The following is a 22,999-nucleotide window of genomic DNA, read 5'->3' as shown; positions in this document are numbered from 1 at the left end:
GACCGGACGTCGGCCCGACCGCGCCGCACCGTGGGGACGGGGGCGGCGCGCATCCCCGGCCGGGCGGGGCTCCTTCGGAGCGGAGGGGAGCCCCGCCCGGCCGCTTTGCATCCGCCGGGGCGGCGGCCAGGGGGTTCGTCCCCGAACGAACCGCCTGGACCCCGCTAGACCTTCTGTCCGGCGCCGCCCGCCGACGACTGCCTGATGCCCTTGGCGATCTGGTCCAGGACGGACGGCTTGGGCGCGCCGGACCCGGCGTCGAGGCCGAAGCGAACGACGACGAGCTGCCGGGAGTCGGCGGGCGACGGGAAGACCAGCGACTCGACATAGCCGTCCGTGCCCTTGGCCGTGACCGCCTTCCAGCGGACCATGTAGCCCTTCTGCCCGGCCACGGTCACCGCCTCGGAGGCCAGAACCCGGTGCGAGGTGATCCCGCCGTATGACGTGCCGCCGTAGGACTCCTGGGCGTTCTTGACGATGTCCTGCTCGGCCGCCGCCCGAGCGGTCGTGGCCGTCAGCCCCTGCTGCTCGGCAGAGGCCGAGTAGGCCCCGCCGGTGTTGCAGGTCTTCGAGGTGTCACCGGGGCACTTGTAGGTGTCGTTCGACTGGACGGCCGCCCCGCCCTCGACGGTCTGGCCGGTCCAGCCGGCGGGCACCGGGATGCTGATGCCGTTGAACGGGTCGGTGGCGTACCCGTCTTCGCTCCCCGGCTGCCCGGGCTGACCGGGCGCGGGCGTCTGACCGCCCGAACCCCCGGAACCACCGCCGAACGGCCCGCCCTGCCCGCCGAACGGACCGCCCTGGCCCCCCTGACCGCCCTGGCCGCCTTGGCCTTCCTGGCCGCCGAAGCCGCCCGGGCCGCCCGGGCCCTGGGCGCCCGCGGAGCGGCCGCTCCCGCCGTCCTGCGCGGTGAGCGCGTACACACCGCCGCCTATGCCCGCCAGCACCACGATCGCCGCCACCACGGCTATCCCGGTCCGCACCCCGTGCCCCGCCCGGGCGGGCCCGGCGCCGGGATAGGGGGTGGCGGCGAACGGTCCGCCCGGATACGCGCCGGCGACCGGCGGCTGCTCCGGCGGACCCCACGAGGCGCCCGCGTCCACGGGGCGGACCCGGTCCGTCCACGCCTTGCCGTCCCACCAGCGCTCGGTGGCGGGCCCGTCACTTGTCTGCCCCGGGTCGGGGTACCACCCGGGAGGAGTCACCTGCGTCATGCCCCCACGGTATGAGGCGGGAGTGAAAGGCAGATGAGAGCGCCCGACCTGGGCACCCGGCCCACGGTGAGCCGACTGCCCGACTGCCCGACTGCCCCGACCGCTCGACTGGCCGACTACCCGACTGCCCGAACTGTCCCGACCGCCCCGACCGCTCGACTGGCCGGGCGCGGCGGCGCCCGGCCGGCCCGCGGCGCCGCGTGTCCGTCGTGCCGGACTCGAAGCGGCCGCAAGGCGGCACGTGCACGCCGGAACCCGGTCGTCGCCGCCAGGGTGGAGAATGCGCTTGCCACGCCCGGACTTTGACGGTCCATTACCCGCGCCCCGGCTGGTCGGCGCCCGATCGCGTCGCCCCGGGGTACCTCGTGTCACCCGTCACGGCAACAGGTGCTCCGACCTCCCTCCACCGAGGCACGGGGACGGCTAGGCTCGATGTCCGTACGTCGTTTGGGCGACCTGGGGAGGTACCGGGATGACGGAGGCACGGCCCGGCGCGGCCGCCTCGGCTTCCCTGTGGGAGCGCGACGCGGAGCTCACCGTCATCACCGAGGCGGTCGAGGCGCTCCGCGACGACGCGTCGCCCTCGGAGTCGGGGAGTCTGCTGGTGTTCAGCGGGGAGGCCGGCATCGGCAAGACCGCCCTCCTCGCCGAGACCCGCCGCATCGCGCAGGAGCGCGGCTGCGCGGTCTGGTGGGCGCGCGGCGGCGAGGCCGTCACCTCCGTGCCCTTCCACGTCGTACGGCAACTGCTCCAGCCCGTGCTCCTGTCCCTGATGCCGGAGGAGGCGCGGGAGTACCTGGGCGACTGGTACGAGGTCGCGGGCCCCGCCCTCGGCATAGCGGACCCCGGAGAGCGGCAGGCCGATCCGCAGGGCGTGTGCGACGGCCTGGTCGAAGTCGTCTCCCGGCTCGCCCGGCGGGAGTGGCCGCTGGTCCTCATCGTCGACGACGCCCACTGGGCCGACCAGGAGACCCTGTACTGGCTGGCCGCCTGCTGCGAACGCCTCGCCGACCTGCGCGTGCTCCTCGTGGTGGCCCTCCGCCCCGGCGAGGCGTCCGGCGAGGGCGCCCGCCACCTCGACGCGATCACCGCGGCCGCCCGTCGCCCGGTCAGCACCCTGAGCGCGCTCACCCCCGAGGCGACCGCCGGACTCACCCGGGCCACCGTCGGCGCGCACGCCGACGCCCCGTTCTGCCGCGAGGTGTGGGCCGTGACCGGCGGCAACCCGTACGAGACCGTCGAACTGCTCGCCAAGGTGCAGGACAGCCGGCTCGACCCGGTCGAGGCGTCGTGCGCCGAGCTGCGCGACCTGAACCGCTCGGCCCGCGGCAACGGCCTCGTCGCCCGCCTGGAGACCCTCGGCATCGACGCCACCCGGTTCGCCTGGGCCGCGGCCATCCTCGGCACCGGCATCACCCTGGACCTGGTGGCCGAACTCGCCACCATGCGCCCCGAGGAGGCCGCCCGCTGCGCCGAACTGCTCAGCGCGGCCCGCATCCTGGCCGCACCGGATGCGGCGGGCCGCCGGACGGACGGCGCGGAGCTGGAGTTCGTCCACCCGCTGATCGCCAGCGCCGTCTACCGCTCGATCCCCGACGGCCTGCGCACCGCCATGCACGGCATCGCCGCGCGGGTCGTCACCGACTCCGGGCTCGGCGCGGCGGCCGCCTCCCGCCACCTCCTCGAAGTCCACCCGGACGACGACGAGGAACTGGTCGAGCAGATGCGTCAGGCCGCGCGCGAACACCTCGCCGTCGGCGCCCCCGAAGCGGCCCGCCGCTGCCTGGAGCGCGCCCTGGCCGAACCGCCGACGCCCGAGGTCCACCCCTACGTGCTCTACGAACTGGGCTGCGCCACGCTGCTGACCTCACCGGCCACCACCATCGACTACCTCCAGGCCGCCCTCGCCCTGCCGGGCCTGGAGGGCGACGACCGGGTGGACGCCGTCCACCGCCTGTCCCAGGCCCTGCTGCACAACGACCAGCTCGACGACGCCATCCGCACCGTCGACGAGGAGGCCGCCCGCCTCGAACCGGGCCCCTCCCGGATGCGCCTGCAGGCCGTCCACTACATGTGGGAGAGCATCCACGCGGCCGAGGAGGACTCCCCGGCACGCTCCCGCGAGCTGGCCGAACTCGCCCGCACCTGCACCGGCAGGGACAACTCCGAGCGCGCCCTGCTCATCCTGCGCGGCTTCGACGCGATGACCCACGGGGAGAACGCCGAAAAGGTCGTGCAAGTGTGCGACCGCGCCCTCGTCAACGGCCGCCTCGCCCCGGGACTCGGCTGGACCGACACCGAGTGGGGCATCGAACTTCTGCTCATGCTGGGCAGCGCCTATGCCTACAGCGACCGGCTCGACCGGGCCGAGAGCCTGTTCACGGAGGGCCTGCGCGCGTACGAGTCCGCCGGCTGGAGCGGCGGTCATCTCGCCCTGGCCCACGCCTACGTCGGACTCGCGCACCGCAGGCGCGGCCGGCTGCGGGACGCGGAGACCTCCCTGCGCGAGTCGCTGCGCCTCGCCGAGCGCGTCGGGCGCGGACTGCCCCTGTACTGGTCGGCGACCTGCGGCCTCGTCGACACGCTGCTCGCCCGCGGGCACGTCGAGGAGGCCTGGTCCCTCGCCGAGCGGTACGGCTTCGCGCCTCCGTACCCGTCCACGATCGTGCTGCCCGACACCCGTTCCGTGCGCGGCCGGTTGCTTCTCGCCGTCGGGCGGACCGAGGAGGCCGTGGGCGAGCTGGAGGCCGCGGAGAAGGCGTGCGCGGGGCGCGGCCACAACACGGTGCTGGCCCCCTGGGCGGGGGACCTCGCGCGGGCACTGGCCGCCGACGATCCGCGGCGTGCGGCGGATCTGGCCGCCCTTGCCCGTCGGCAGGCCGAGCTCCTGGGCACCGACACGGCCATCGGCGAGGCCCTTCGGGTGGCTGCCGCGCTCGAGACCGGGCAGCGTGCGGTGCGCCTGGCCGCGCAGGCCGTGACGTACCTCGAGGCCTCACCCTGCCAGTACGAACACGCCGCCGCGCTGGTCGAGTACGGGATCGCCACGAGGTCGGTACCCGAACTGGAACGGGGACTTGCGCTGGCGGAGTCCTGTGGGGCGGACGGGTTGGCCATCCGGGCCCGGGACGCCCTGGAGGCTGTCGGAGCGCCGTGACGCGCGCTCCTTGCCGGGCCGCGCCTACAGGGCCAGCAGTTGATCCGTGACCGCTTCCAGGCGCTTGCGCACCTCCCGGTCGTACGCCCTCTCGTGCGCCCGTGAAGGACTGGTCCCGTCGAAGTAGCCGCCGCTGCCCACTTCCTGCGTCGCCAAGGCAAGCACCCCCGCCGCCCCGTCCGCCAACGTGTTCCAGGGAGTGACCCCCGCCTCGCGGACCATCGCCGTGTCCATGTAGGTCGCGGGGTGCAGGACGTTCACCGACACACCCGTGCCCTGGAGCTCCTCAGCCAGCGTGAAGGTGTGCGCGGCCAGGGCGAACTTGCTGCGGCAGTACGCCGAGACGCCGCTGTAGCCGCGGGTCAGCTCCGGGTCGTCGAAGTCCACGGGCTCCTGGCCCGCCGAACCCACGTTGACGATCCGGGCGGGGGTGTTCTGCCGCAGCACCGGCAGCAGGGCCCGGGTGAGGGCGACCGGCGCCAGGTAGTTGACAGCGAGCCGCAGTTCGTGGCCGTCGTCGCCGACCTCGCGCCCGGAGCCGCGCGCGCCGCTGCCCACCCCCGCGTTGTTGATCAGGACGTCCAGCCCGGGGTGCGCCGCGGCGACCTCGTCGCCGAGCCGTCGCACCTCGGCGAGCGAGGCGAGGTCGGCGACGAAGCCGTGCGCCTCGCCCTCGGTGCGCAACTCCGCGACGAGCCGGTCGGTGCGGCCCGCGTCACGTCCGTGGGCGAGGACCACGTGTCCGGAGCGGGCCAGTTCGAAGGCGACGTACCGGCCGAGTCCGGAGGTGGCACCGGTGATGAGAACAGTCGACATGCTTCCACCCTAGGCACGCGCGGGCGGGCTGTGAGGGGTGCTGCTGAAGCTACGACCAGCAGGGTCACCCTCCGGCGGCCTCCTCCTCCGCGAGCACCCGCTGCGCCACCGCGAACGCCGAGTTCGCCGCCGGTACCCCGCAGTAGACGGCCGTCTGCAGCAGCACCGCGCCGATCTCCTCCGGTGTCAGACCGTTGCGCCGGGCCGCCCGGACGTGCATGGCCAGCTCGTCGTAGTGGCCGTGCGCCACCAGCGCGGTCAGCGTGATCATGCTGCGCTCGCGGCGGGACAGTGTCGGGTCGGTCCAGATCTCGCCCCAGGCGTAGCGGGAGATGAAGTCCTGGAAGCGGGCGGTGAAGGGGGTCTGGCGCGCCTGCGCCCGGTTTACGTGGGCGTCGCCCAGGACCTGGCGGCGCACCTCCATGCCGCGCTCCGGCGCTCCGGTCAGGTGCGTACGCATCGCCGCCAGGACGGCCTTCGGACACTGCGCGGGCGCAAGATGCGAGGCGCCCGGGATCTCGACGAGCGCGGAGCCGGGCACCGCGTCGGCGATCTCCCGTAGATGCGCGGGCGGCGTCGCCGGGTCCTGGCGGCCCGCGATCAGCAGCGTCCGTGCGGTGATCGACGCCAGCCGGTCACGGATGTCGAACGCGGCGAGCGCGTCGCAACAGGCGGCGTACGCGTCCGCATCGGCCTCCCGGTGGTCCTGCACCAGCCGGGGCACGGTGAACCCGGCCGTGAACCAGCGGGAGTCGGCCGTCGCGGCGACCGGCGCGAGCCCCTCGCGGCGCACCAGCGCGGCCCGTTCCTCCCACGGCTTGGAACCGTTGAAGTGGGCGGAGGAGCAGATGACGGCCAGTGACGAGATCCGCTCGGGGTGGTGCACGGCGAGGTGCAGCCCCACCGCGCCCCCGAGCGACACGCCGGCATACGCGAACCGGTCGACGCCCAGGGAGTCCGCGAGCGCGAGGACCGGTTCGGCGAGGTCGGCGACCGTCGCGCCGGGCCCGATGAGGTCCGGGGCCGAGCCTCCGTGGCCGGGCAGGTCCCAGCGGATCACCCGGTGCGTGACGGACAACTCCGGTGCCACCGCGTCCCACAGGGCGAAGGAGGTGCCGAGCGAGGGGCCGAGGACCAGCGGGGGAGCGGTGGCGGGCCCCTCGATGCGGTGGTGCAGCAGCTTGTCGGTCACGAGCGCTCCAGGGCACGGTCGGTGAGGGCTCCCGCGGAGCCGGTGTACTGGGCCGGGTCGGTGAGTGCGTCGAGGTCGACATCCTGCAACTCGGCGTGTTCGGCGAGGAGTTCGGCGAGCGTGCGGCCCTCGGTGCGGGCGCGCCGGGCGACCTCGGTGAGCAGCTCCTTGGCGCGGGCGCGGCCCAGCGCCGGCGCCAGTTCCGCCGCCAGCCGCTCGGAGACGATCAACCCGTGGGTGAGGCCGAGGTGTTCCCGCATGGCGTCCGTCTCGACCCGGAGGCCTTCGGCCAGGTGCACCGCGTCGTGCGCGGCGCCCCCCACCAGTCGCAACAGATCGCGCAGCGGCTCCCACTCGGCGTGCCAGGCTCCGGCCGGGCGCTCGTCCTCGGCGGCCAGTGACCCGTGGAGAGTGGCCGCGAGCTGCGGTGCGCGCCGGGCGGCCGCCGAGATCAGTGTCGCCCGTACCGGGTTCGCCTTGTGCGGCATCGCGGACGAGCCGCCGCCCGCGCCCTCGGCGACCTCGGCGATCTCGGTACGGGAAAGGGTGAGGACGTCCGTGGCCGTCTTGCCCAGTGCCCCGGCCGTGAAGGCGAGCGCACCCGCGAGGTCGGCGATGGGAGTGCGTAGGGTGTGCCACGGCAACTCGGGTGCGCGCAGGCCGAGTTCCCGGGCGTACGCGGCCACGAGCGCCGTCGGGTCCTGCGCACCGTATGCGGTGAACGCGGCCAGCGTGCCCGCCGCACCGCCCAGTTGAGCGGGCAGTCCGTCGCGCACGACCCGTAGCCGGTCCCGGGCGTCCAGCACCAGTGACCGCCAGCCGGCCGCCTTCAGCCCGAACGTCGTCGGCACGGCGTGCTGGGTGAGCGTCCGCCCGGGCAGGACGGTGTCCCGGTGGCGGGCGGCGAGCCGGGCCAGCGCCTCCTGCGTACGCTCCAGATCGGCCAGGACCAGGTCCAGCGTGCGCGCGGCGACCAGCATCGTCGCGCTGTCCAGGATGTCCTGGCTGGTGGCGCCCCGGTGGACGTACGGCCCGTACTCCTGACCGGCCGCCTTCGTCAGGTCGGCGACGAGCGGGATGACGGGATTGCCGCCGTCCCGGGCCCGCAACGCGATGTCCCGGACGTCGAAGCGACCGGACCGGGCCGCCGCGGCCACCGCCGTCGCCGCCTCCTCGGGTACCAGCCCCAGCCCGGCCTGCGCACGGGTCAGTGCCGCCTCCGCGTCGAGCAGCGCCCCCAGATACGCGCTGTCGCTCGTCGCGGACGCGGCGGGGGAGCCGGCCCACCCGGGGGCGAGCAGGCCGGTGCCGGACTCTGCAGAGGTCACCGGAACTCCAGGAAGACCGTCTCGCCTTCGCCCTGAAGGCGGATGTCGAAACGGTACGTGCCGTTGCCCCCGTCCGCCGCGATCAGCGTGTCGCGGCGCTCCGGCTCCAGCTGGGCGAGCAGCGGGTCCGCGGCGAGCGCCACCTCGTCCCCGGGGAGGTAGATCCGCGTGAACAGGTGCATCAGCAGGCCGCGCGCGAACACACAGGCGCTGATGTACGGGGCGCTGCGCCCACGGGCGCCCGGCCGCAGCGTACGGGCGTACCAGTGGCCGTTGGCATCGGTCTGGACGCGGCCCCAGCCAGTGAACTCGACCCCGTTGCGGCCCAGGTAGCCGCCGGTCGCCGGATCGCGGCGGATCGAGCCGTCGGTGGCCGGTATGCCGCCCTCGGGGTCCGGGCCCCACAGCTCCACGAAGGCGTCCGGCAGCGGGTTGCCCTCGCCGTCGAGGACGTACCCCTGGACGGTGACGGTGTCCGGGTGGCCGATCGGCGCGATGTCACCGCCGCCCGGGAACGGCAGCGCGTACCCGTAGAAGGGGCCGACCGTGTGCGACGGGGTGGGCAGAACGCTCTCCGGACTGCTCGTTTCGATCCTCGTCATGGCAGGTCAGCGTCCTTCCTCGATCCAGGTGGCGTGCGGGCCGTCGAGCACGATGTCCCAGTGGTAGCCGAGCGAGAACTCCGGTACCGACAGGCTGTGGTCGTACGTCGCGACCAGGCGCTGCCGGGCGGCGTCGTCCGTCACGGACTGCAGGATCGGGTCGTAGGGGAACAGTGGGTCGTTCGGGAAGTACATCTGCGTCACGAGCCGCTGCGTGAACGCCGTGCCGAAGAGCGAGAAGTGGATGTGGGCCGGGCGCCAGGCGTTCACGTGATTGCGCCACGGGTACGGGCCCGGCTGGATGGTGGTGAAACGGTAGAAGCCGTCGTCGTCCGTGAGGGTGCGGCCGACGCCCGTGAAGTTCGGGTCGAGCGGCGCGTCGTGCTGCTCGCGCTGGTGCGCGTACCGGCCGGCCGCGTTCGCCTGCCAGATCTCGATGAGCTGGCCGCGGATCGGACGTCCGTCGCGGTCGAGCAGACGGCCCGAGACGGTGATCCGTTCCCCGATGGGCTCGCCCCGGTGGTGCCGGGTGAGGTCGTTGTCGATCTCGGTGATGTCCCGCTCGCCGAAGGCAGGGGAGGACAGCTCCACCAGCTCCGGGTCCTTGCTGACGTCGATGGTGACCGGCGGTTGCTTGGGGTGCCGCAGCACCGAGGAACGGTAGGGCGCGTAGTCGCGGCGCGGATGGTGTTCGACCGGCCCGCCGTCGGCGACCCGCTTCTCGTAGGCGGCGTGCTCGGCCGCGATCTCGAGGTCGATGTCCTGCTGAGTGAGTGGCATGGGGTTCTTCATGCTTCCTTAGCGTTCGGGGACGAGGGCGAGGCCCTGGCCCACGCCGATGCACAGGGTGGCGACGCCGGTGCCGGAGCCGCTGCGGGCGAGCTGGTGGGCGACGGTGCCGGCGAGGCGGGCGCCGGAGGCGCCGAGCGGGTGGCCGAGGGCGATGGCACCGCCCTGCGGGTCGAGGATCGCCGGGTCGAACCCGGGCCATTCGGCGAGGCAGCCGAGGACCTGGGCGGCGAAGGCCGCGTTGAGCTCGAGGATCGACAGGTCGTCGAAGCTTCTGCCCGCCTTGGTCAGGGCGCGGCCCACCGCCTCGACGGCGGCCAGGCCGAAGTAATGCGGGTCGATGGCCGACACGTCCGTCGCCGCGACCCGGGTCAGGGGCTCGCGCCCAATGGCCCCAAGGCCCTCCTCGTCGGCCGGCAGCAGGGCGGCGGCGCCGAACCCGCCCACCGCCGCCGACGCGCCGTCCGGCACGTCGGGCACCGCCTCCAGGGCCGTGGCGACCACCTTGTCCATCCGTGAAGCCCCATCCCGTCTTCGAAACCACGAGGACCGCCGAATTGCTCAGCGCACTGACTATTTATTCGAGGTCTCACTCACGCTGCCACCCGACGCCTGAGTCGTCAAGAGTCCAGGGCGATCGGTAGATGCACTCCATGGGCCGGGGTGGGGTGCAGGCGGTATTGTTCAGTGCACCGATGGAATACCCGAAGTATGACGGACGGACGCTGAGGAGCGCTCATGGCCGCGGTGGATCTCTCCGCCCACCCCGGGCACCTGGCCCGGCGGCTGCAGCAGGCGCACTACCTGCTGTGGAACACGATGGTCTCGGAGGAGATCACCTCGCCGCAGTTCGCGGTCCTGAACGCGCTCGTCGCCGAGCCGGGACTCGACCAGCGCACGGTGGGGGAGCGGGTGGGCCTCGACCGGTCCACGATCGCCGAGGTGATCAGCCGGCTCGGCCGGCGCGGTCTCCTCGACAAGGTGCGCGACCCGCAGGACGGCCGCCGCTTCCTGCTGCGCCTGACGGAGGACGGTGTGCGGACGCACCGCAAGCTGACCGTGCGCACGGCCCGGATGAACCAGGTCTTCCTGGCCCCGCTCACCCCTGGGGAACAGACCCTCTTCCTGGACCTCATCCGGCGTGTCGCGGACGCCGCCGAGTGCCTGCGCAACCCGGCGGAACCCCTCGCGGCCAAGGCCTGACCCACGGTCCGGGGAGCCAGGAGTCCGCGGAGAAACGTGGGCCGGTCCACCGCTCGGAGGGTGGGCCCGGGCGCGGCCCGCTGGTCCGTTCAGCGGATGGTGACCACCGCATTCCGGATCGGCGGACCTAGACTGAGGTGCCTCGCGGCTCCCAGACGCGTATCCGCGAAGGAAGGCGGCACACCGTGGACCGGACCCTCGCCACCCGTTCCCCGCACACCTCCGCGGACTGGTGGGTCACCGCCGACCAGGCACGGCACGCGGCCCAGAGCGGCCTCGCGGACGCCGCGACGGCACCCGACCTGCTGCGCACCCTCACCGAACTGGACCGGGCCCGCCATGAGGCGGGCGTCGCCGTCGGTGCCGCGGTGGAGGCGCTGCTCGCGGGCGGCGTCGCCTGGGAGGCGATCGCGGCCGCTTTGGGGTTCGGCTCGCCCGAGGAGGCCCGCCAAGCGCTCGCCCCCGACCGCCGGGACGCGGGAGCGGCGATCGAACGCCGGCTGGCGCGCAGAGCGTAGCCTCGGACAGCCCTTCACGGCCGGGCGGGCGTCATCCGCACCCGCCTTCGTCGGTGGGTGTCACCCGTACCCGCCCCCGCCGGCGAGTGTCACCCGCACCCGCTCCCGCAGGCGGACGTCATCCGCGCCCGTCGCCGGGCAACGCCGCCGAGTGCCGTCCGCCGGAGGGTCAACGTCCACCGGAGGTCAGTCCGGGACGCCGAGGATCTCCGCGAGGTCATAGCGGACCGGCTCCTGCAACTGCGCGTACGTACAGCTCTCGGGGGTGCGGTCCGGGCGCCAGCGGCGGAAGCGTGCGGTGTGCCGGAAGCGCTCGCCGTTCTCCATGTGGTCGTACGCCACCTCCGCCACCCGCTCCGGCCGCAGCGGCACCCACGACAGGTCCTTCTTCCCCGACCAGCGGCTCGGCGCCCCCGGCAGCCGGGCCGTCTCGTGCGCGTCCTCGTCCGACCAGGCCGCCCAGGGATGTTGGGCGACATCGTCCATCCTCAGCGGCTCCAGCTCCTCCACCAGCCGCTCCCGCTGCTTCATCGGGAACGCGGCCGACACCCCCACGTGCTGGAGCGCGCCCCGGTCGTCGTACAGCCCGAGCAGCAGCGACCCCACGACCGGGCCGCTCTTGTGGAAGCGGTAGCCCGCCACCACGACGTCCGCCGTGCGCTCGTGCTTCACCTTGAACATCACGCGTTCGTCCGAACGGTAGGGCAGGGAGAGCGGTTTGGCGATCACCCCGTCCAGGCCCGCGCCCTCGTACTGCTCGAACCACTGCTCGGCCACCGCGCGGTCCGTCGTCGCCGGCGCCAGGTGGACGGGCGGCCGCACACCGGACAGCGCCCGCTCCAGCAGGGCGCGCCGCTGACCCAGCGGAACGTCGAGCAGCGAGTCGTCGCCCAGCGCCAGCAGATCGAACGCCACGAACGACGCCGGGGTCTTCTGCGCCAGCATCCGTACCCGCGAGTCCGCCGGATGGATCCGCTCCGTCAGGGCGTCGAAGTCCAGGCGGCCCTCCCGTGCGATCACGATCTCCCCGTCCACCACGCACCGCTCGGGCAGCCGCGCCCTCAGCGCCTCAGCCAGCTCGGGGAAATACCTGGTCAGCGGCTTTCCCGTACGGCTGCCCAGCTCCACCTCCACGCCGTCGCGGAACACGATGGCCCTGAAGCCGTCCCACTTCGCCTCGTACTGCATGTCGGGCGGGATCGCCGCCACGGGCTTGGCGAGCATCGGCTTCACGGGGGGCATCACCGGCAGGTCCATGCCTTCGATTCTGCTGCCCGGCGAGGCGGTTCGCCCGGTGTGCGAGGAGGGGGGCGGGCGCCTACCGTGGCTCGCATGGGCGATGCGGTGGAGCTGGAGGTGGCGGGCCGGACGGTACGGCTGTCCAGCCCGGACAAGGTCTTCTTCCCGGAGCGTGGCTTCACCAAGCTCGACCTCGCGCAGTACTACATGGCCGTCGGGCCCGGCATCCTGCGCGCCCTGCGCGACCGACCCACCACCCTGGAGCGCTACCCGGACGGGGTGACCGGCGAGTGGTTCTTCCAGAAGCGGGCGCCCAAGAGCATGCCCGACTGGATCCCCACCGCGCACATCACCTTCCCCAGCGGCCGCAGCGCCGACGAGATGTGCCCGACCGAGGCCGGTGCCGTCGTCTGGGCCGCGCAGTACGGCACGCTCACCTTCCATCCGTGGCCGGTGCGCCGCGCCGACGTCGACCGCCCCGACGAACTGCGCATCGACCTCGACCCGCAACCCGGCACCGACTACGCCGACGCGGTGCGCGCCGCCCATGAACTGCGCGCCGTCCTCGACGAGTACGGCGGGCTGCGTGGCTGGCCCAAGACCTCCGGCGGCCGCGGCCTGCACGTCTTCGTGCCCATCGAGCCCCGCTGGACCTTCACCCAGGTGCGCCGCGCCGCGATCGCCGTCGGGCGCGAGATGGAGCGGCGGATGCCCGAGCACGTGACCATCGCCTGGTGGAAGGAGGAGCGGGGCGAGAAGATCTTCCTGGACTACAACCAGACCGCCCGTGATCGCACCGTCGCCTCCGCCTACTCGGTACGCCCGAGGCCCCACGCTCCCGTGTCGGCGCCGCTGCGCTGGGAGGAGGTCGACGACGCGGAACCCCGCGACTTCGACCTCGCGACCATGCCCCGCCGGTTCGCCCAACTGGGTGACGTCCACGCGGACATGGACGACCGCGCCTTCTCCCTCGAGGCGCTCCTCGAACTCGCCCGCCGTGACGAACACGACCACGGACTCGGCGACCTGCCCTATCCGCCCGAGTACCCGAAGATGCCGGGCGAGCCGAAGCGCGTGCAGCCGAGCCGGGCACGGCGGGAGCGCAAGCCGGAGACCCCTGAGGGTCCGGCCGCCTCCTGATGTGTTGTGACGTCCCCCTGACCCGCGCGGACGTCACCCGTCACATGACACTTATATGTCGGTATGTCGTCAATACAAAGAATGTCTTCTTTGTGTGGATAAGCTCGCGCTGTGCCGCTACCGGTCCATTGTTCGCCCCAGCGGCTCTTCTCCATGAATTGCGTACGAGGATGGGGAGTTCCGCATGGACAGACGCAGCTTTCACCGACGGATGCTGATCGGTGGCGCCGCCGTCGCGACATCGTTGTCACTCGCTCCCGAGGCTTTCGCGGACGGTGGGCCGCGGACGGCGCCCGCCGGTGGCAAGGAGAGGCACATCAAGCTCTTCGCTGCGGAGCTCGGTAACGGACGGATGGGCTACGGCCTCGCAGGCAAGAAGGCGACCATCCCGGGCCCGGTGATCGAGCTGGTCGAGGGCGACACGCTGTACATCGAGTTCGAGAACCGGCTGGACGTCTCGGCGGGCCTGCATGTCCACGGGGTGGACTACACGATCAGCAACGACGGGACGAAGCTCACCGAAAGCCTCGTGAAACCCGGCCGCAAACGCACCTACGTGTGGAAGACGCACGCCCCCGGCCGTCGCAACGACGGCACCTATCGGGAGGGCAGCGCGGGCTACTGGCACTACCACGACCACGCCGTCGGCACCTCGCACGGCACCGGTGGCGTACACGCGGGCCTGTTCGGGGCCTTGATCGTGCGCCGTCAGGGCGACATCCTCCCCGACACCACCCACACCCTCGTGTTCAACGAGACGTCGATCAACAACGGCAAGGGGCACTCCGGGCCCACCTTCGAGGCCGTCGTTGGGGAGCGCGTCGAGTTCGTGATGATCACGCACGGGGACGACTTCCACACGTTCCACCTGCACGGTCACCGGTGGGCGGACAACCGCACGGGACTGCTCGCCGGCCCCGAGGACTCGAGCCCGCTCATCGACACCAGGGTCGCCGGTCCCGGTGTCTCCTTCGGCTTCCAGGTCATCGCGGGCGAGTCGGGCGGCGCGGGCGCGTGGATGTACCACTGCCACGTCCAAAGGCACTCCGACAAGGGGATGGCCGGGCTGTTCCTCGTGCGGAGAGAGGACGGGACGATCCCCGAATACGACGATTCGTCGCACAAGCACTAGATCTGGGAGCGCTCTCAACGGTGGGGCGGCCGGGGCTATCCTGATCGGCAACCGCCGAGGAGGAGCCCCACGTGACCGAGACCGCGCCGCGCCCCACGCTGGAGGCCGTGGCTGCCCGGGCCGGGGTCTCCCGGGCCACGGTGTCCCGCGTCGTCAACGGCGGCGACGGAGTGCGCGAACCCCTCGTCGAGCGGGTGCGCCGCGCCGTGGCGGAACTCGGGTACGTGCCGAACCAGGCCGCGCGCAGCCTGGTCACCAGGCGGCACGACGCGGTCGCCGTCGTGATCGCAGAGCCGGAGACCCGGGTCTTCGCGGACCCCTTCTTCGCCCTGCAACTACGCGGCATCAGCAAGGAACTGACGGCCCACGACTCCCAGCTCGTCCTGCTGCTGACGGAGGGCCGCGCCGACCACGCCCGGGTCGGCCGCTATCTCGCCGGCGGGCACGTCGACGGCGCGCTCGTCTTCTCACTGCACCTCGACGACCCGCTGCCCGAGCTGGTGCAGCGGGCCGGAGTGCCCACCGTGTTCGGCGGGCGGCCGGGCTGGGGCGACGGCACCCGCAGCGCCGTCTACGTCGACAGCGACAACCGCGGCGGTGCCCGCGAGGCCGTGCGCCATCTCGTGGGGCTCGGCCGCCGCCGTATCGCGCACATCACCGGCGCCCTGGACCAGACGTCCGCAGTGGACCGACTCGACGGGTTCCGCGACGTGATGGTCGACGCCGACCCGGGCCTCGTCGTGGAGGGGGACTTCACGCCGGCGGGCGGCGAACGGGCGATGCGGGAGCTGCTGCGCCGCCGCCCGGACCTGGACGCCGTGTTCGCCGCCAACGACCTGAGCGCCTCGGGCGCCCTGCGGGTGCTGCGCGAGAAGGGCCGCCGGGTGCCCGACGACGTCGCCGTCATCGGCTTCGACGACATGCTGCCGGTCGCCGAACAGACCGACCCGCCGCTGACGACGGTCCGCCAGGACATCGAGGAGATGGGCGGTCTGATGGCCCGGCTCCTGCTGCGCGGCCTCGACCGGCGGGGTGACGGGCAGGCAGTGGGCGGCGCGCCGTCGAGCGTGGTGCTGCCGACGACGCTGGTACGGCGGGCGTCGGCGTGACGCGACGGTCATGAACCGACCGTCACCGTGAATCGGCGTGGGTTCCCGTCGTACGCCGCCCCCGAGACGTCCGGCCGGCCGTCCGGACGCACGTCGTCGTACGGGAAGGCGTACCCGATCGGCGAGTTCGCGTGCACGACACGCGCCCAGTGGTTGGTCACCTCGCCCTGGTAGTAGTCCGCGCTGGTCAGGCCGTTCGGCTGGTCCGGGTGGGTGAGCATCAGCGAGCGGTTGAAGCCGGCCGCGAGACGCGCGAGGAGGGCCTTCCTGTCGTCGGGGTCCCCCGGGTTGTTGGCGAACGGCCCGTGGTCGCAGGTGAAGACGTCCCTGGAAGTGGGCTTGGAGAAGGTGTGCCCGCCCGTGAAGGTGAGCGTGTCACCGGTGACGCGGCCGGTGAACACGCCCCGGCCGCCCTGGAGGTCGATCCTCAGGTCCGTGGCGCGGTACTTCGCCCAGACCTGGTCGATGTAGGCGGTCCACAGGTCGCGGAACGGCATCCGGTCGGGCCGGTCGAAGTACGGCGCCATCAGGTTCTGCGGGGAGACGGCCCGTAGCACCTTGCCGTCCGAGCCGTGGATCACCAGCTTGTCCCAGGGCTGCCCGTCCTTCGCGGCCTGGGCCGAAAGGTCCGAGGCGATCCTGTCCACGGCGCCGTCGGGGAGTGGTGCGACGGTGTGGGTGGCGTCCCCCTCCAGGGTGAGCCCGATCGGGAGGGCGGTCACCAGGTCGACATAGCTGATGTTCGCGTACAACTGCGCCGAGTTGAAGGTGAACTCGCAGAACGACCAGGTCTTGCCGTAGTTGGGGTCGGCGGGGGTGGCGAAGGCGGGCTCCACCAGGGCCGGGCCCGGGTTGAGGAAGAAGTCGAGGGTGGCGTCCCGCACGAAGTAGATCCTGGCACCGTACATCTGGGGAAGCGTCAGCACGGTGGGAGATGAGCCCGCAGGGCCCAGGGGGATCGCACAGTCGACGGGGAGCGGGGTGTGCGGCGCGGCGGGGGAGCCCGGCCGGTAGACGCTGCCGTCGGCGCGCAGGAGCATCCAGTTGCCGGTCGACTGCTCGTGTCCCGTGACGTATGCCCGGACCGTGCCCGGCAACGAGGCGTTGCGGAGGGCGAGTTGACAGGTGGCGGGGGCTGCCTTGGCGGTGGTGGGGGCGAGGGCGGCCGACCAGGCGGGGGAGGTGACGGCCGCGGTGGCCGCGGACAGAAACGCTCGGCGCGATATCACGAAGGGCTCCTGGGATGTGGGGGGGAGAGGAGTGGTCCCACTGTTCCCAGGGGGAGTTGAAGCGTCAAGGGTTATGACTGAGAGCGCTCTCAAAAATTTTTCGCGTTCAAGAAGTGACAGCCTGGGAACCGCCTCGGGGCGGGTGGAAGCGGAGCGCGGAGCGTGCGAACAGGAGCCCCGGCACCGCGCCCGGGACCGACCGGCGTCAGCTCTGCTGCGGCTGCGGCGGTGCGCTCTTGATCACTGCGAAGCGGGCTCCGTACGGGTCGGCGAGCCCGGCGATACGGCCCACCCCTTCGATGTCCGTCGCGGGCGTCCGGACGCTCCCGCCCAGCTCCTGCGCCTTGCTCACCATGGCGTCCACGTCCGTGACCTCGAAGTACGGCAGGAAGTGCGCACCGGCCTCCGCTTGCGTGGGGTCGTCGGCCAGCGGGACGAGGCCGCCGAACATGTCGTCCCGGCCGCCGCCCTCCGGGTTGATGCACGTGTACGTGCCGCCGGGGAAGGGGACGCCCTCGGTCTCCCAGCCGAGCACCTGGCGGTAGAACGCGGCGGCGCGGGCGATGTCCGGCGTGTACAGCTCGACCCAGCACAGCGAGCCCGGGTCGCCGGCCACCTCGATGCCCTTGGTGCGGCCCGGTTGCCAGATGCCGAACGGCACGCCGGCCGTGTCGGCGAGGACGGCCATGTGACCCTCACCCATCACGTCCATGGGCCGCATGAGCACGCTGCCACCGGACTGCTCGGCCGCCTTGGCGGTGGCCTCCGCGTCGGCACTCTGGAAGTAGGCGGTCCAGGACGGCGGCCCCTGCTCCGGGGTGGTCTGCATGCCGCCGGCCGCGGTCCTGCCGGACAGCTGGAAGAAGCCGTAGCCGCCGGCGTCGGGGCCCGCCGACTGGAACTGCCAGCCGAAGAGACCACCGTAGAAGGAGTTGGCGCCGTCGATGTCCGGGGTGCCGATGTCGAGCCAGTTCGGAGCGCCGTTGACGAAACGGGTGGTGAGCATCTCTGCCCTCCTTCGAGGGTTCCCGGTGCCTGCTCTGCCGAGTCTTCCACCCCCCACTGACAATCGCCGCCGGAATGACACGGCGGGTTCCTGTGACGACGGGTGATCGACAGCGTCCGCTCCCGTCATGGTTTTCTCGGCGCGCCGCCGTGCGCGGCGCGATGAGGCGAGGACATCATCGGGAGCCGCACGAGGACAGGGCCGCACGAGGACGGGAGTCCTGCGAGGCCGTGCCGCACGACGTCGAGCCTGCGAGGTCGTGGGGCGTCGTCCCCGGTCGCGGCGGACCTCGGGGACGGCCGGCCCGTCATTGATCACGTGTTGATCGAACGTTTTTCGCCGCGCGGCACGATCTCGGCCATGCACATAGAAGCGATCATCGCGTCCGACATCCCCTGGCAGGACCAGGCGCTCTGTGCGCAGACGGGGGGCGATTTCTTCTTCCCCGAGCCGGGCAGTTCGGTGCGGGAGGCGAAGCGTATCTGCGGGCTGTGCGAGAGTCGTGCCGCGTGTCTCGAATACGCGCTCACCCACGACGAACGGTTCGGCGTCTGGGGCGGGCTCTCCGAGAAGGAGCGGCTGCAGCTGAGGCGGACGCCGTACAGCAAGTGAGAGTCGCACCCGTCCGGATGCGCGGCCGGACGCCCGGGACGATGCTGGAGACATGTCCGGACGGGCTCCTGTCATCGTTCACCCGCCGTCGGGCACCGGCGGCCGCCGGGTTACCGCGCGCGGGGAGAGCCTGGGAGTGGCGTTCTCCGACGAGGACGTGATCGAGTTCCTCGGCCGGGCCGGGCTGCCCGACGCCGAGGACCTGCTCGACGATCCGGCGTGGGTGAAGTGGCGCGGTGCGGACGCCCACCACTACGAGGCCGCCTAGGACCTGGGACCCCTGTGACCGGGGGAGGGTCGGGGGTCAGTCCTCGCTGACGGTTGCCAGTACGGCGAGCGTCTCGCCCGCCCGGCGCAGCGCCCGCCGCAGGACCACCGGGGAATGCAGCAGCCCGCTTCCGTCGGGCGGGACGATCCACTCCAGGGAACCGGCGGGCCGGTAGGGAGGGGGCACGGCGACCCAGGCACCCCTGCTCGCATGGCGGACCCCGGCGCCCGCCCAGTGACCGGGCGGATCCGGCGGCACGAAGAAACCCACCCTGAGCGCCGCCGAGTCCACCAGCGTCGGTCCCGGTGTCCGCAGCGGGTCGTCCCACAGAATGTCCAGGACGAGCAGCCCCAGCCGACGCGGAACGCTCACCACGTCCCAGTGGCGTCCGGCCTCCAGCAGCACCGTGCCGTCGCCCCGCTCCCACTGCTGTGCGCAGGCGGGCGGGTCCGGTGCGGCGGCGGCCAGCCACTGGACGCCTCGCATCCACATCGCATTCGTCATGACCCGCTCCAGGGGCGCCACCCGGCCCGACCAGGCGTACGACAGGGACAGGCCGGGCGGGTTGGCCCGCGCGGACGTCCACCCGGCATATGCATGCTGAGGGATGCCTCAGTGCGGCGAACAGGGTGGCGCGAGGTGGCGTTTGCGGCGGATCCGGAGGCGGATACGGACTCGGATGCGAGTACTCGGCGCGGTTACGCCTCGTCCCTGGCCGCCATCCGGGCCTTGCGGGCGGCCAGCTTCTCGTCGAACCGCGTGGCCTCGGTGTCGAGGCCGTCCATGAACAGGCCGAGTTCCTGCTGAGCCCGGAGGCCTTCGGGGCCCAGGCCGTCGATCTGCAGGACCTTCAGAAAGCGGAGCACCGGCTGGAGTACGTCGTCGTGGTGGATGCGCAGGTTGTACACCTCGCCGATCGCCATCTGCGCGGCGGCACGCTCGAAGCCGGGGATGCCGTGGCCGGGCATGCGAAAGCCCACCACGACGTCCCGCACCGCCTGCATGGTCGGGTCGGGCGCGATCTCGAACGCGGCCTTCAGCAGGTTCCGGTAGAACACCATGTGCAGGTTCTCGTCGGTCGCGATGCGGGCCAGCATCCGGTCGCAGACGGGGTCGCCGGACTGGTGGCCGGTGTTACGGTGCGAGATGCGGGTGGCCAGCTCCTGGAAGGCGACGTAGGCGACGGAGTGCAGCATCGAGTGCCGGTTGTCCGACTCGAAGCCCTCACTCATGTGCGCCATACGAAAACGTTCCAGCTGGTCGGGGTCGACCGCGCGGGAGGCGAGCAGGTAGTCCCGCATCACGATGCCGTGCCGGCCCTCTTCCGCCGTCCAGCGGTGCACCCAGGTGCCCCAAGCGCCGTCGCGGCCGAACAGTGTGGCGATCTCGTGGTGGTAGCTGGGGAGGTTGTCCTCCGTCAGAAGATTGACGACCAGCGCGATCCGGCCGATATCGGTGACCTTCGACTGCTCCTTCTCCCAGGCCACGCCGTCCTCGAAGAAGCCCGGGAAGTTGCGGCCGTCGCCCCAGGGGACGTACTCGTGCGGCATCCAGTCCTTGGCGACCTTCAGGTGCCGGTTCAGCTCGTTCTCGACCACTTCCTCCAGGGCGTACAGCAGCCGCGCGTCGGTCCAGACGGAGGGGCTGCCGAGGTGGGGAGAGGTGGGCGTCACAGGAACTCCAGGGAGACAGGGAGGAACAGTGGTGCAGCCGGCGAGCGGTGCCGGAACTTACGGGATCGTAGGCTACGAATTTGTAGCCTACGAATCCGTAGGTTACGAAGCCGTAGGTTAAGCACGCTGTAAAAGCCCCGCCCGTACGCCCGGACGACCCCGAGGGGGAGGCTCTTTCCGGGCATATTGAAGTCCCCGCCGACGCGAGGTCGACGGGGACGAACGGGTGGCCGCCTCGGCCGGTCAGTCGTACAACTCCCGCAGCCGCACCGAAAGGCACGTCACACATCCCTCGAGCTTCTCGAACTCGCTGATGTCCACCAGGACCGGTTCATGGCCGAGGTCGGCGAGCAGGTCCGCCGTCTTCGGCGCGTCGGCCGCCATGAGCAGCCTGTCGCCGCCGAGCAGCACGACGTGCGCCCCGGACTCCTCCGGCACCGGAAGGAAGCGCGGGAACAGCGACGGCTTGTCCACCAGCGGCACATGGCCGATGACCGTGCCGTCGGGCAGTGCGGTGACCGCCGACTTCAGGTGCAGCACCTTGGTGACGGGCACCGGGACCACCCGGGCGCCCAGTGGTTCGAACACCGCGCGCATCTGCTGGACGGCGGCCGCGTTGGTGCGTCCGCCGCGGCCGACGTAGATCGTGTCGTCGATCTTCAGGACGTCACCCCCGTCGAGGGTGCCCGGTTCCCAGACCCAGTTCACCGAACAGCCCAGCCGGGCCACGGCCTCCTCGACGCCCGCCGTCTCCTCGCGCCGTGACTCGGCACCCGGTCGTGTGATCAGTGCGACATTCTTGTACATCACGACCGTGTCCTCGACGAACACCGAGTCCGGGCAGTCGTCGGCCGGTTCCACCTCGATCGTCTCCCAGCCGTGCTCGCGCAGCGTCCGCGCGTACGCCTCCCACTGCTCGAGCGCGCGATCGACGTCGACCTTCTCCCGCTCGATGTGGGTCACCAGCCCCTCGGCAAGGCGCGGGCTGGGTCGGCGGATGAGGGCCTTCTTGCTGGGCACGTGCGGAACTCCGTCTCGGCTGATGATGTCGCCCGCCATCATGCAGGGCCGGAACCCGGGGACAAAGCCCCGGGTTCCGCCACCGTGCGAACCGGACGCGGCCCCGGTCAGGGCCGGTCGGACTCCCCGACGGCCTTCGGCGTGGTCTCCTTCAGCTCTCCGTCGAGCAGCAGCCAGCGTGTGATGCCGATCGACTCCAGGAACGGCAGGTCGTGGCTCGCCACGACCAGCGCGCCCTGGTACGACTCCAGGGCCGTGGTGAGCTGCCGCACGCTCGCCATGTCGAGGTTGTTGGTCGGCTCGTCCAGCATCAGCAGCTGCGGCGCGGGCTCGGCGAGCATCAGCGCGGCCAGGGCGGCGCGGAAGCGCTCGCCGCCCGACAGGGTTCCGGCCGGCTGGTCGGCCCGGCCACCGCGGAACAGGAAGCGGGCCAGGCGTGCCCGGATCCGGTTGTTGGTGGCGGCGGGTGCGAACCGGGCCACGTTCTGCACGACCGTCAGCCCGTCGTCGAGGACGTCGAGCCGCTGCGGCAGGAAGCGCAGCGGCACATGCGCCGTCGCCTCGCCCGCCACCGGGTCCAACTCGCCCGCGATGGTGCGCAGCAGCGTGGTCTTGCCCGCACCGTTGCGCCCGATCAGCGCGATCCGCTCGGGACCGCGCAGTTCCAGGCCGCCGTGCACACGGGCGCCGTACGCCAGCTCCAGGTCCCGCAGCGTCAGGACGGACCGCCCCGGCGGTACCGCCGTGTACGGCAGGTCGACGCGGATCTCGTCGTCGTCCCGCACCGCCTCGACCGCCTCGTCCAGTCTTTCCCGGGCCTCGGCGAGCCGCTCCTCGTGCAGGAGACGGTGCTTGCCCGCCGACTCCTGTGCGGCCCGTTTGCGCGCCCCCATGACGATCTTCGGTTCGCGTTTGTTGTCCCACATCTTCTGCCCGTACCGCTTGCGGCGCGCCAACTTCACCTGTGTCTCGGTCAGTTCACGTTTCTGCTTGCGCAGATCGGCCTCGGCGACGCGCACCATGCGCGCCGCCGCCTCCTGTTCGACGGCCAGTGCCTCCTCGTACGCGGAGAAGGTGCCGCCGAACCAGGTGATCTCCCCGGCGCGCAGATCGGCGATCTGGTCGACACGGTCGAGCAGTTCCCGGTCGTGGCTGACCACGACCATGACCCCCGGCCACGCCTCGACCGCCGCGTACAGCCGTCTGCGCGCGTACAGGTCGAGGTTGTTGGTGGGTTCGTCGAGCAGCAGCACGTCCGGGCGGCGCAGCAGCAGCGCGGCCAGCCGCAGCAGGACGGACTCGCCGCCGGAGACCTCGCCGATGGTGCGGTCCAACCCGATGTGGGCGAGCCCGAGTTCGCCGAGTACCGCCTCGGCGCGCTCCTCCACGTCCCAGTCGTCGCCGACGGTCGTGAAGTGCTTCTCCGCCACGTCGCCCGCCTCGATGGCGTGCAGCGCGGCGCGCTGGGCGGCGATGCCGAGGGCCTCGTCGACCCGCAGTGCGGTGTCGAGCGCCACGTTCTGCGGAAGATGGCCGACCGCTCCCGCGACGCGTACGGTGCCCGAAGCCGGGGTGAGTTCACCGGCGATCAGCTTCAACAGGGTCGACTTCCCGGAGCCGTTGGTTCCGACGAGTCCGGTCCTGCCGGCGGCGAAGGCGACCTGGAGGTCGTCGAAGACGGAGGTGCCGTCGGGCCAGCAGAAGGACAGGGACGTACAGGTGATGGAAGGTGCCATGCGGGCCTCGCGGTTG

General features: G+C 72.1%; 21 protein-coding genes and 2 pseudogenes. 8 read left to right on the top strand and 15 right to left on the bottom strand.

Annotation, left to right across the window (positions count from 1 at the left end):
* Window positions 1-164: 164 nt before the first annotated feature.
* On the bottom strand, window positions 165-1,214 hold the full coding sequence (locus tag ACZ7L1_RS30205) for a DUF2510 domain-containing protein (RefSeq protein WP_471441524.1): 1,050 nt from the start codon (window positions 1,212-1,214) through the stop codon (window positions 165-167).
* Window positions 1,215-1,686: 472 nt separating this feature from the next.
* Between ACZ7L1_RS30205 and ACZ7L1_RS30200 the strand changes: the two genes are divergently transcribed.
* Window positions 1,687-4,371, top strand: coding sequence for an ATP-binding protein (locus tag ACZ7L1_RS30200; protein ID WP_471441522.1), 2,685 nt, complete (start codon window positions 1,687-1,689; stop codon window positions 4,369-4,371).
* A gap of 24 nt (window positions 4,372-4,395) precedes the next feature.
* On the opposite strand, the gene ACZ7L1_RS30195 is transcribed toward ACZ7L1_RS30200, so the two are convergent.
* From ACZ7L1_RS30195 to ACZ7L1_RS30170, 6 genes and pseudogenes are all read right to left on the bottom strand, one after another.
* Window positions 4,396-5,187, bottom strand: a complete 792-nt coding sequence (locus tag ACZ7L1_RS30195) for an SDR family NAD(P)-dependent oxidoreductase (protein ID WP_471441520.1) — start codon at window positions 5,185-5,187, stop codon at window positions 4,396-4,398.
* 64 nt (window positions 5,188-5,251) lie between these two features.
* Entirely contained in the window at window positions 5,252-6,379 is a 1,128-nt protein-coding gene (gene pcaDC, locus ACZ7L1_RS30190) for a bifunctional 3-oxoadipate enol-lactonase/4-carboxymuconolactone decarboxylase PcaDC (RefSeq protein ID WP_471441518.1), read from the bottom strand.
* Window positions 6,376-7,707, bottom strand: coding sequence for a 3-carboxy-cis,cis-muconate cycloisomerase (gene pcaB, locus ACZ7L1_RS30185; RefSeq protein ID WP_471441517.1), 1,332 nt, complete (start codon window positions 7,705-7,707; stop codon window positions 6,376-6,378). The genes pcaDC and pcaB overlap by 4 nt, the downstream gene beginning before the upstream one ends.
* Window positions 7,704-8,309 carry a protocatechuate 3,4-dioxygenase subunit alpha gene (pcaG, locus tag ACZ7L1_RS30180; RefSeq protein ID WP_471441515.1) on the bottom strand — a complete coding sequence of 202 codons (606 nt, stop codon included), beginning with the start codon at window positions 8,307-8,309 and terminating at the stop codon, window positions 7,704-7,706. The genes pcaB and pcaG overlap by 4 nt, the downstream gene beginning before the upstream one ends.
* Window positions 8,310-8,315: 6 nt before the next feature.
* Window positions 8,316-9,089 (bottom strand): protocatechuate 3,4-dioxygenase subunit beta, encoded by a 774-nt coding sequence (gene pcaH, locus ACZ7L1_RS30175; protein ID WP_471441513.1) that lies wholly within the window; start codon window positions 9,087-9,089, stop codon window positions 8,316-8,318.
* Between the two features lie 18 nt (window positions 9,090-9,107).
* Window positions 9,108-9,533: pseudogene (locus ACZ7L1_RS30170) on the bottom strand (3-oxoadipyl-CoA thiolase); the annotation flags it as partial.
* A 303-nt stretch (window positions 9,534-9,836) separates the two neighbouring features.
* On the opposite strand from ACZ7L1_RS30170, the gene ACZ7L1_RS30165 reads away from it, so the two are divergent.
* A complete protein-coding gene (locus tag ACZ7L1_RS30165; RefSeq protein ID WP_471441511.1) occupies window positions 9,837-10,301 on the top strand; it encodes a MarR family winged helix-turn-helix transcriptional regulator in 465 nt (154 codons plus the stop codon).
* 185 nt (window positions 10,302-10,486) lie between these two features.
* Window positions 10,487-10,819 carry a hypothetical protein gene (locus ACZ7L1_RS30160; protein WP_471441509.1) on the top strand — a complete coding sequence of 111 codons (333 nt, stop codon included), beginning with the start codon at window positions 10,487-10,489 and terminating at the stop codon, window positions 10,817-10,819.
* A gap of 186 nt (window positions 10,820-11,005) precedes the next feature.
* Here the strand turns inward: ACZ7L1_RS30160 and ACZ7L1_RS30155 are convergent, their stop codons facing one another.
* A complete protein-coding gene (locus ACZ7L1_RS30155; RefSeq protein WP_471441507.1) occupies window positions 11,006-12,076 on the bottom strand; it encodes an ATP-dependent DNA ligase in 1,071 nt (356 codons plus the stop codon).
* Between the two features lie 75 nt (window positions 12,077-12,151).
* On the opposite strand from ACZ7L1_RS30155, the gene ligD reads away from it, so the two are divergent.
* The 3 genes from ligD (at window position 12,152) to ACZ7L1_RS30140 (ending at window position 15,439) form a co-directional block, all read left to right on the top strand.
* A complete protein-coding gene (gene ligD, locus ACZ7L1_RS30150) occupies window positions 12,152-13,198 on the top strand; it encodes a non-homologous end-joining DNA ligase (RefSeq protein WP_471441505.1) in 1,047 nt (348 codons plus the stop codon).
* Between the two features lie 184 nt (window positions 13,199-13,382).
* On the top strand, window positions 13,383-14,330 hold the full coding sequence (locus ACZ7L1_RS30145; RefSeq protein WP_471441503.1) for a multicopper oxidase domain-containing protein: 948 nt from the start codon (window positions 13,383-13,385) through the stop codon (window positions 14,328-14,330).
* A gap of 71 nt (window positions 14,331-14,401) precedes the next feature.
* Window positions 14,402-15,439 (top strand): LacI family DNA-binding transcriptional regulator, encoded by a 1,038-nt coding sequence (locus tag ACZ7L1_RS30140; protein WP_471441501.1) that lies wholly within the window; start codon window positions 14,402-14,404, stop codon window positions 15,437-15,439.
* 8 nt (window positions 15,440-15,447) lie between these two features.
* Here the strand turns inward: ACZ7L1_RS30140 and ACZ7L1_RS30135 are convergent, their stop codons facing one another.
* Window positions 15,448-16,668, bottom strand: coding sequence for a glycoside hydrolase family 64 protein (locus tag ACZ7L1_RS30135; protein WP_471441499.1), 1,221 nt, complete (start codon window positions 16,666-16,668; stop codon window positions 15,448-15,450).
* A gap of 205 nt (window positions 16,669-16,873) precedes the next feature.
* On the bottom strand, window positions 16,874-17,674 hold the full coding sequence (locus ACZ7L1_RS30130; RefSeq protein ID WP_471441497.1) for a VOC family protein: 801 nt from the start codon (window positions 17,672-17,674) through the stop codon (window positions 16,874-16,876).
* Window positions 17,675-18,034: 360 nt separating this feature from the next.
* On the opposite strand from ACZ7L1_RS30130, the gene ACZ7L1_RS30125 reads away from it, so the two are divergent.
* Together ACZ7L1_RS30125 and ACZ7L1_RS30120 are read left to right on the top strand one after the other, a co-directional pair.
* A complete protein-coding gene (locus ACZ7L1_RS30125; RefSeq protein WP_471441585.1) occupies window positions 18,035-18,286 on the top strand; it encodes a WhiB family transcriptional regulator in 252 nt (83 codons plus the stop codon).
* Between the two features lie 52 nt (window positions 18,287-18,338).
* The gene (locus ACZ7L1_RS30120) at window positions 18,339-18,554 is read left to right on the top strand and encodes a hypothetical protein (RefSeq protein ID WP_181139054.1); all 216 of its coding nucleotides are present in this window, start codon (window positions 18,339-18,341) and stop codon (window positions 18,552-18,554) included.
* Window positions 18,555-18,590: 36 nt separating this feature from the next.
* Here the strand turns inward: ACZ7L1_RS30120 and ACZ7L1_RS30115 are convergent, their stop codons facing one another.
* The 5 genes and pseudogenes from ACZ7L1_RS30115 to ACZ7L1_RS30095 form a co-directional block, all read right to left on the bottom strand.
* On the bottom strand, window positions 18,591-19,058 hold the full coding sequence (locus ACZ7L1_RS30115; RefSeq protein ID WP_471441494.1) for a hypothetical protein: 468 nt from the start codon (window positions 19,056-19,058) through the stop codon (window positions 18,591-18,593).
* A 194-nt stretch (window positions 19,059-19,252) separates the two neighbouring features.
* Window positions 19,253-20,227: an acyl-ACP desaturase gene (locus tag ACZ7L1_RS30110; protein ID WP_471441493.1), complete on the bottom strand. Its 975-nt coding sequence runs from the start codon at window positions 20,225-20,227 to the stop codon at window positions 19,253-19,255.
* Window positions 20,228-20,470: 243 nt separating this feature from the next.
* Complete coding sequence (ddaH, locus tag ACZ7L1_RS30105) at window positions 20,471-21,247, bottom strand: dimethylargininase (protein WP_471441491.1); 777 nt, start codon at window positions 21,245-21,247, stop codon at window positions 20,471-20,473.
* Between the two features lie 107 nt (window positions 21,248-21,354).
* On the bottom strand, window positions 21,355-22,140 hold the full coding sequence (locus ACZ7L1_RS30100) for an ATP-binding cassette domain-containing protein (RefSeq protein ID WP_471441583.1): 786 nt from the start codon (window positions 22,138-22,140) through the stop codon (window positions 21,355-21,357).
* A gap of 264 nt (window positions 22,141-22,404) precedes the next feature.
* Window positions 22,405-22,887 (bottom strand): annotated as a pseudogene (locus tag ACZ7L1_RS30095) (ATP-binding cassette domain-containing protein); the annotation flags it as partial.
* Window positions 22,888-22,999: the final 112 nt, after the last annotated feature.

The sequence above is a fragment of the Streptomyces sp. NPDC107546 genome (genome assembly GCF_055639175.1).
The sequence above is the reverse complement of the archived record's forward strand: the minus strand, read 5'-3'. Positions and strand labels throughout refer to the sequence as shown.

Bases quoted from the DNA above. Each gene is read 5' to 3' on its own strand.
- ACZ7L1_RS30205 (WP_471441524.1), bottom strand. From the start codon at position 1,214: ATGACGCAGGTGACTCCTCCCGGGTGGTACCCCGACCCGGGGCAGACA.
- ACZ7L1_RS30200 (WP_471441522.1), top strand. From the start codon at position 1,687: ATGACGGAGGCACGGCCCGGCGCGGCCGCCTCGGCTTCCCTGTGGGAG.
- ACZ7L1_RS30195 (WP_471441520.1), bottom strand. From the start codon at position 5,187: ATGTCGACTGTTCTCATCACCGGTGCCACCTCCGGACTCGGCCGGTAC.
- pcaG (WP_471441515.1), bottom strand. From the start codon at position 8,309: ATGACGAGGATCGAAACGAGCAGTCCGGAGAGCGTTCTGCCCACCCCG.
- pcaH (WP_471441513.1), bottom strand. From the start codon at position 9,089: ATGCCACTCACTCAGCAGGACATCGACCTCGAGATCGCGGCCGAGCAC.
- ACZ7L1_RS30165 (WP_471441511.1), top strand. From the start codon at position 9,837: ATGGCCGCGGTGGATCTCTCCGCCCACCCCGGGCACCTGGCCCGGCGG.
- ACZ7L1_RS30155 (WP_471441507.1), bottom strand. From the start codon at position 12,076: ATGGACCTGCCGGTGATGCCCCCCGTGAAGCCGATGCTCGCCAAGCCC.
- ligD (WP_471441505.1), top strand. From the start codon at position 12,152: ATGGGCGATGCGGTGGAGCTGGAGGTGGCGGGCCGGACGGTACGGCTG.
- ACZ7L1_RS30145 (WP_471441503.1), top strand. From the start codon at position 13,383: ATGGACAGACGCAGCTTTCACCGACGGATGCTGATCGGTGGCGCCGCC.
- ACZ7L1_RS30130 (WP_471441497.1), bottom strand. From the start codon at position 17,674: ATGCTCACCACCCGTTTCGTCAACGGCGCTCCGAACTGGCTCGACATC.
- ACZ7L1_RS30125 (WP_471441585.1), top strand. From the start codon at position 18,035: ATGCACATAGAAGCGATCATCGCGTCCGACATCCCCTGGCAGGACCAG.
- ACZ7L1_RS30120 (WP_181139054.1), top strand. From the start codon at position 18,339: ATGTCCGGACGGGCTCCTGTCATCGTTCACCCGCCGTCGGGCACCGGC.
- ACZ7L1_RS30115 (WP_471441494.1), bottom strand. From the start codon at position 19,058: ATGACGAATGCGATGTGGATGCGAGGCGTCCAGTGGCTGGCCGCCGCC.
- ACZ7L1_RS30100 (WP_471441583.1), bottom strand. From the start codon at position 22,140: ATGGGGGCGCGCAAACGGGCCGCACAGGAGTCGGCGGGCAAGCACCGT.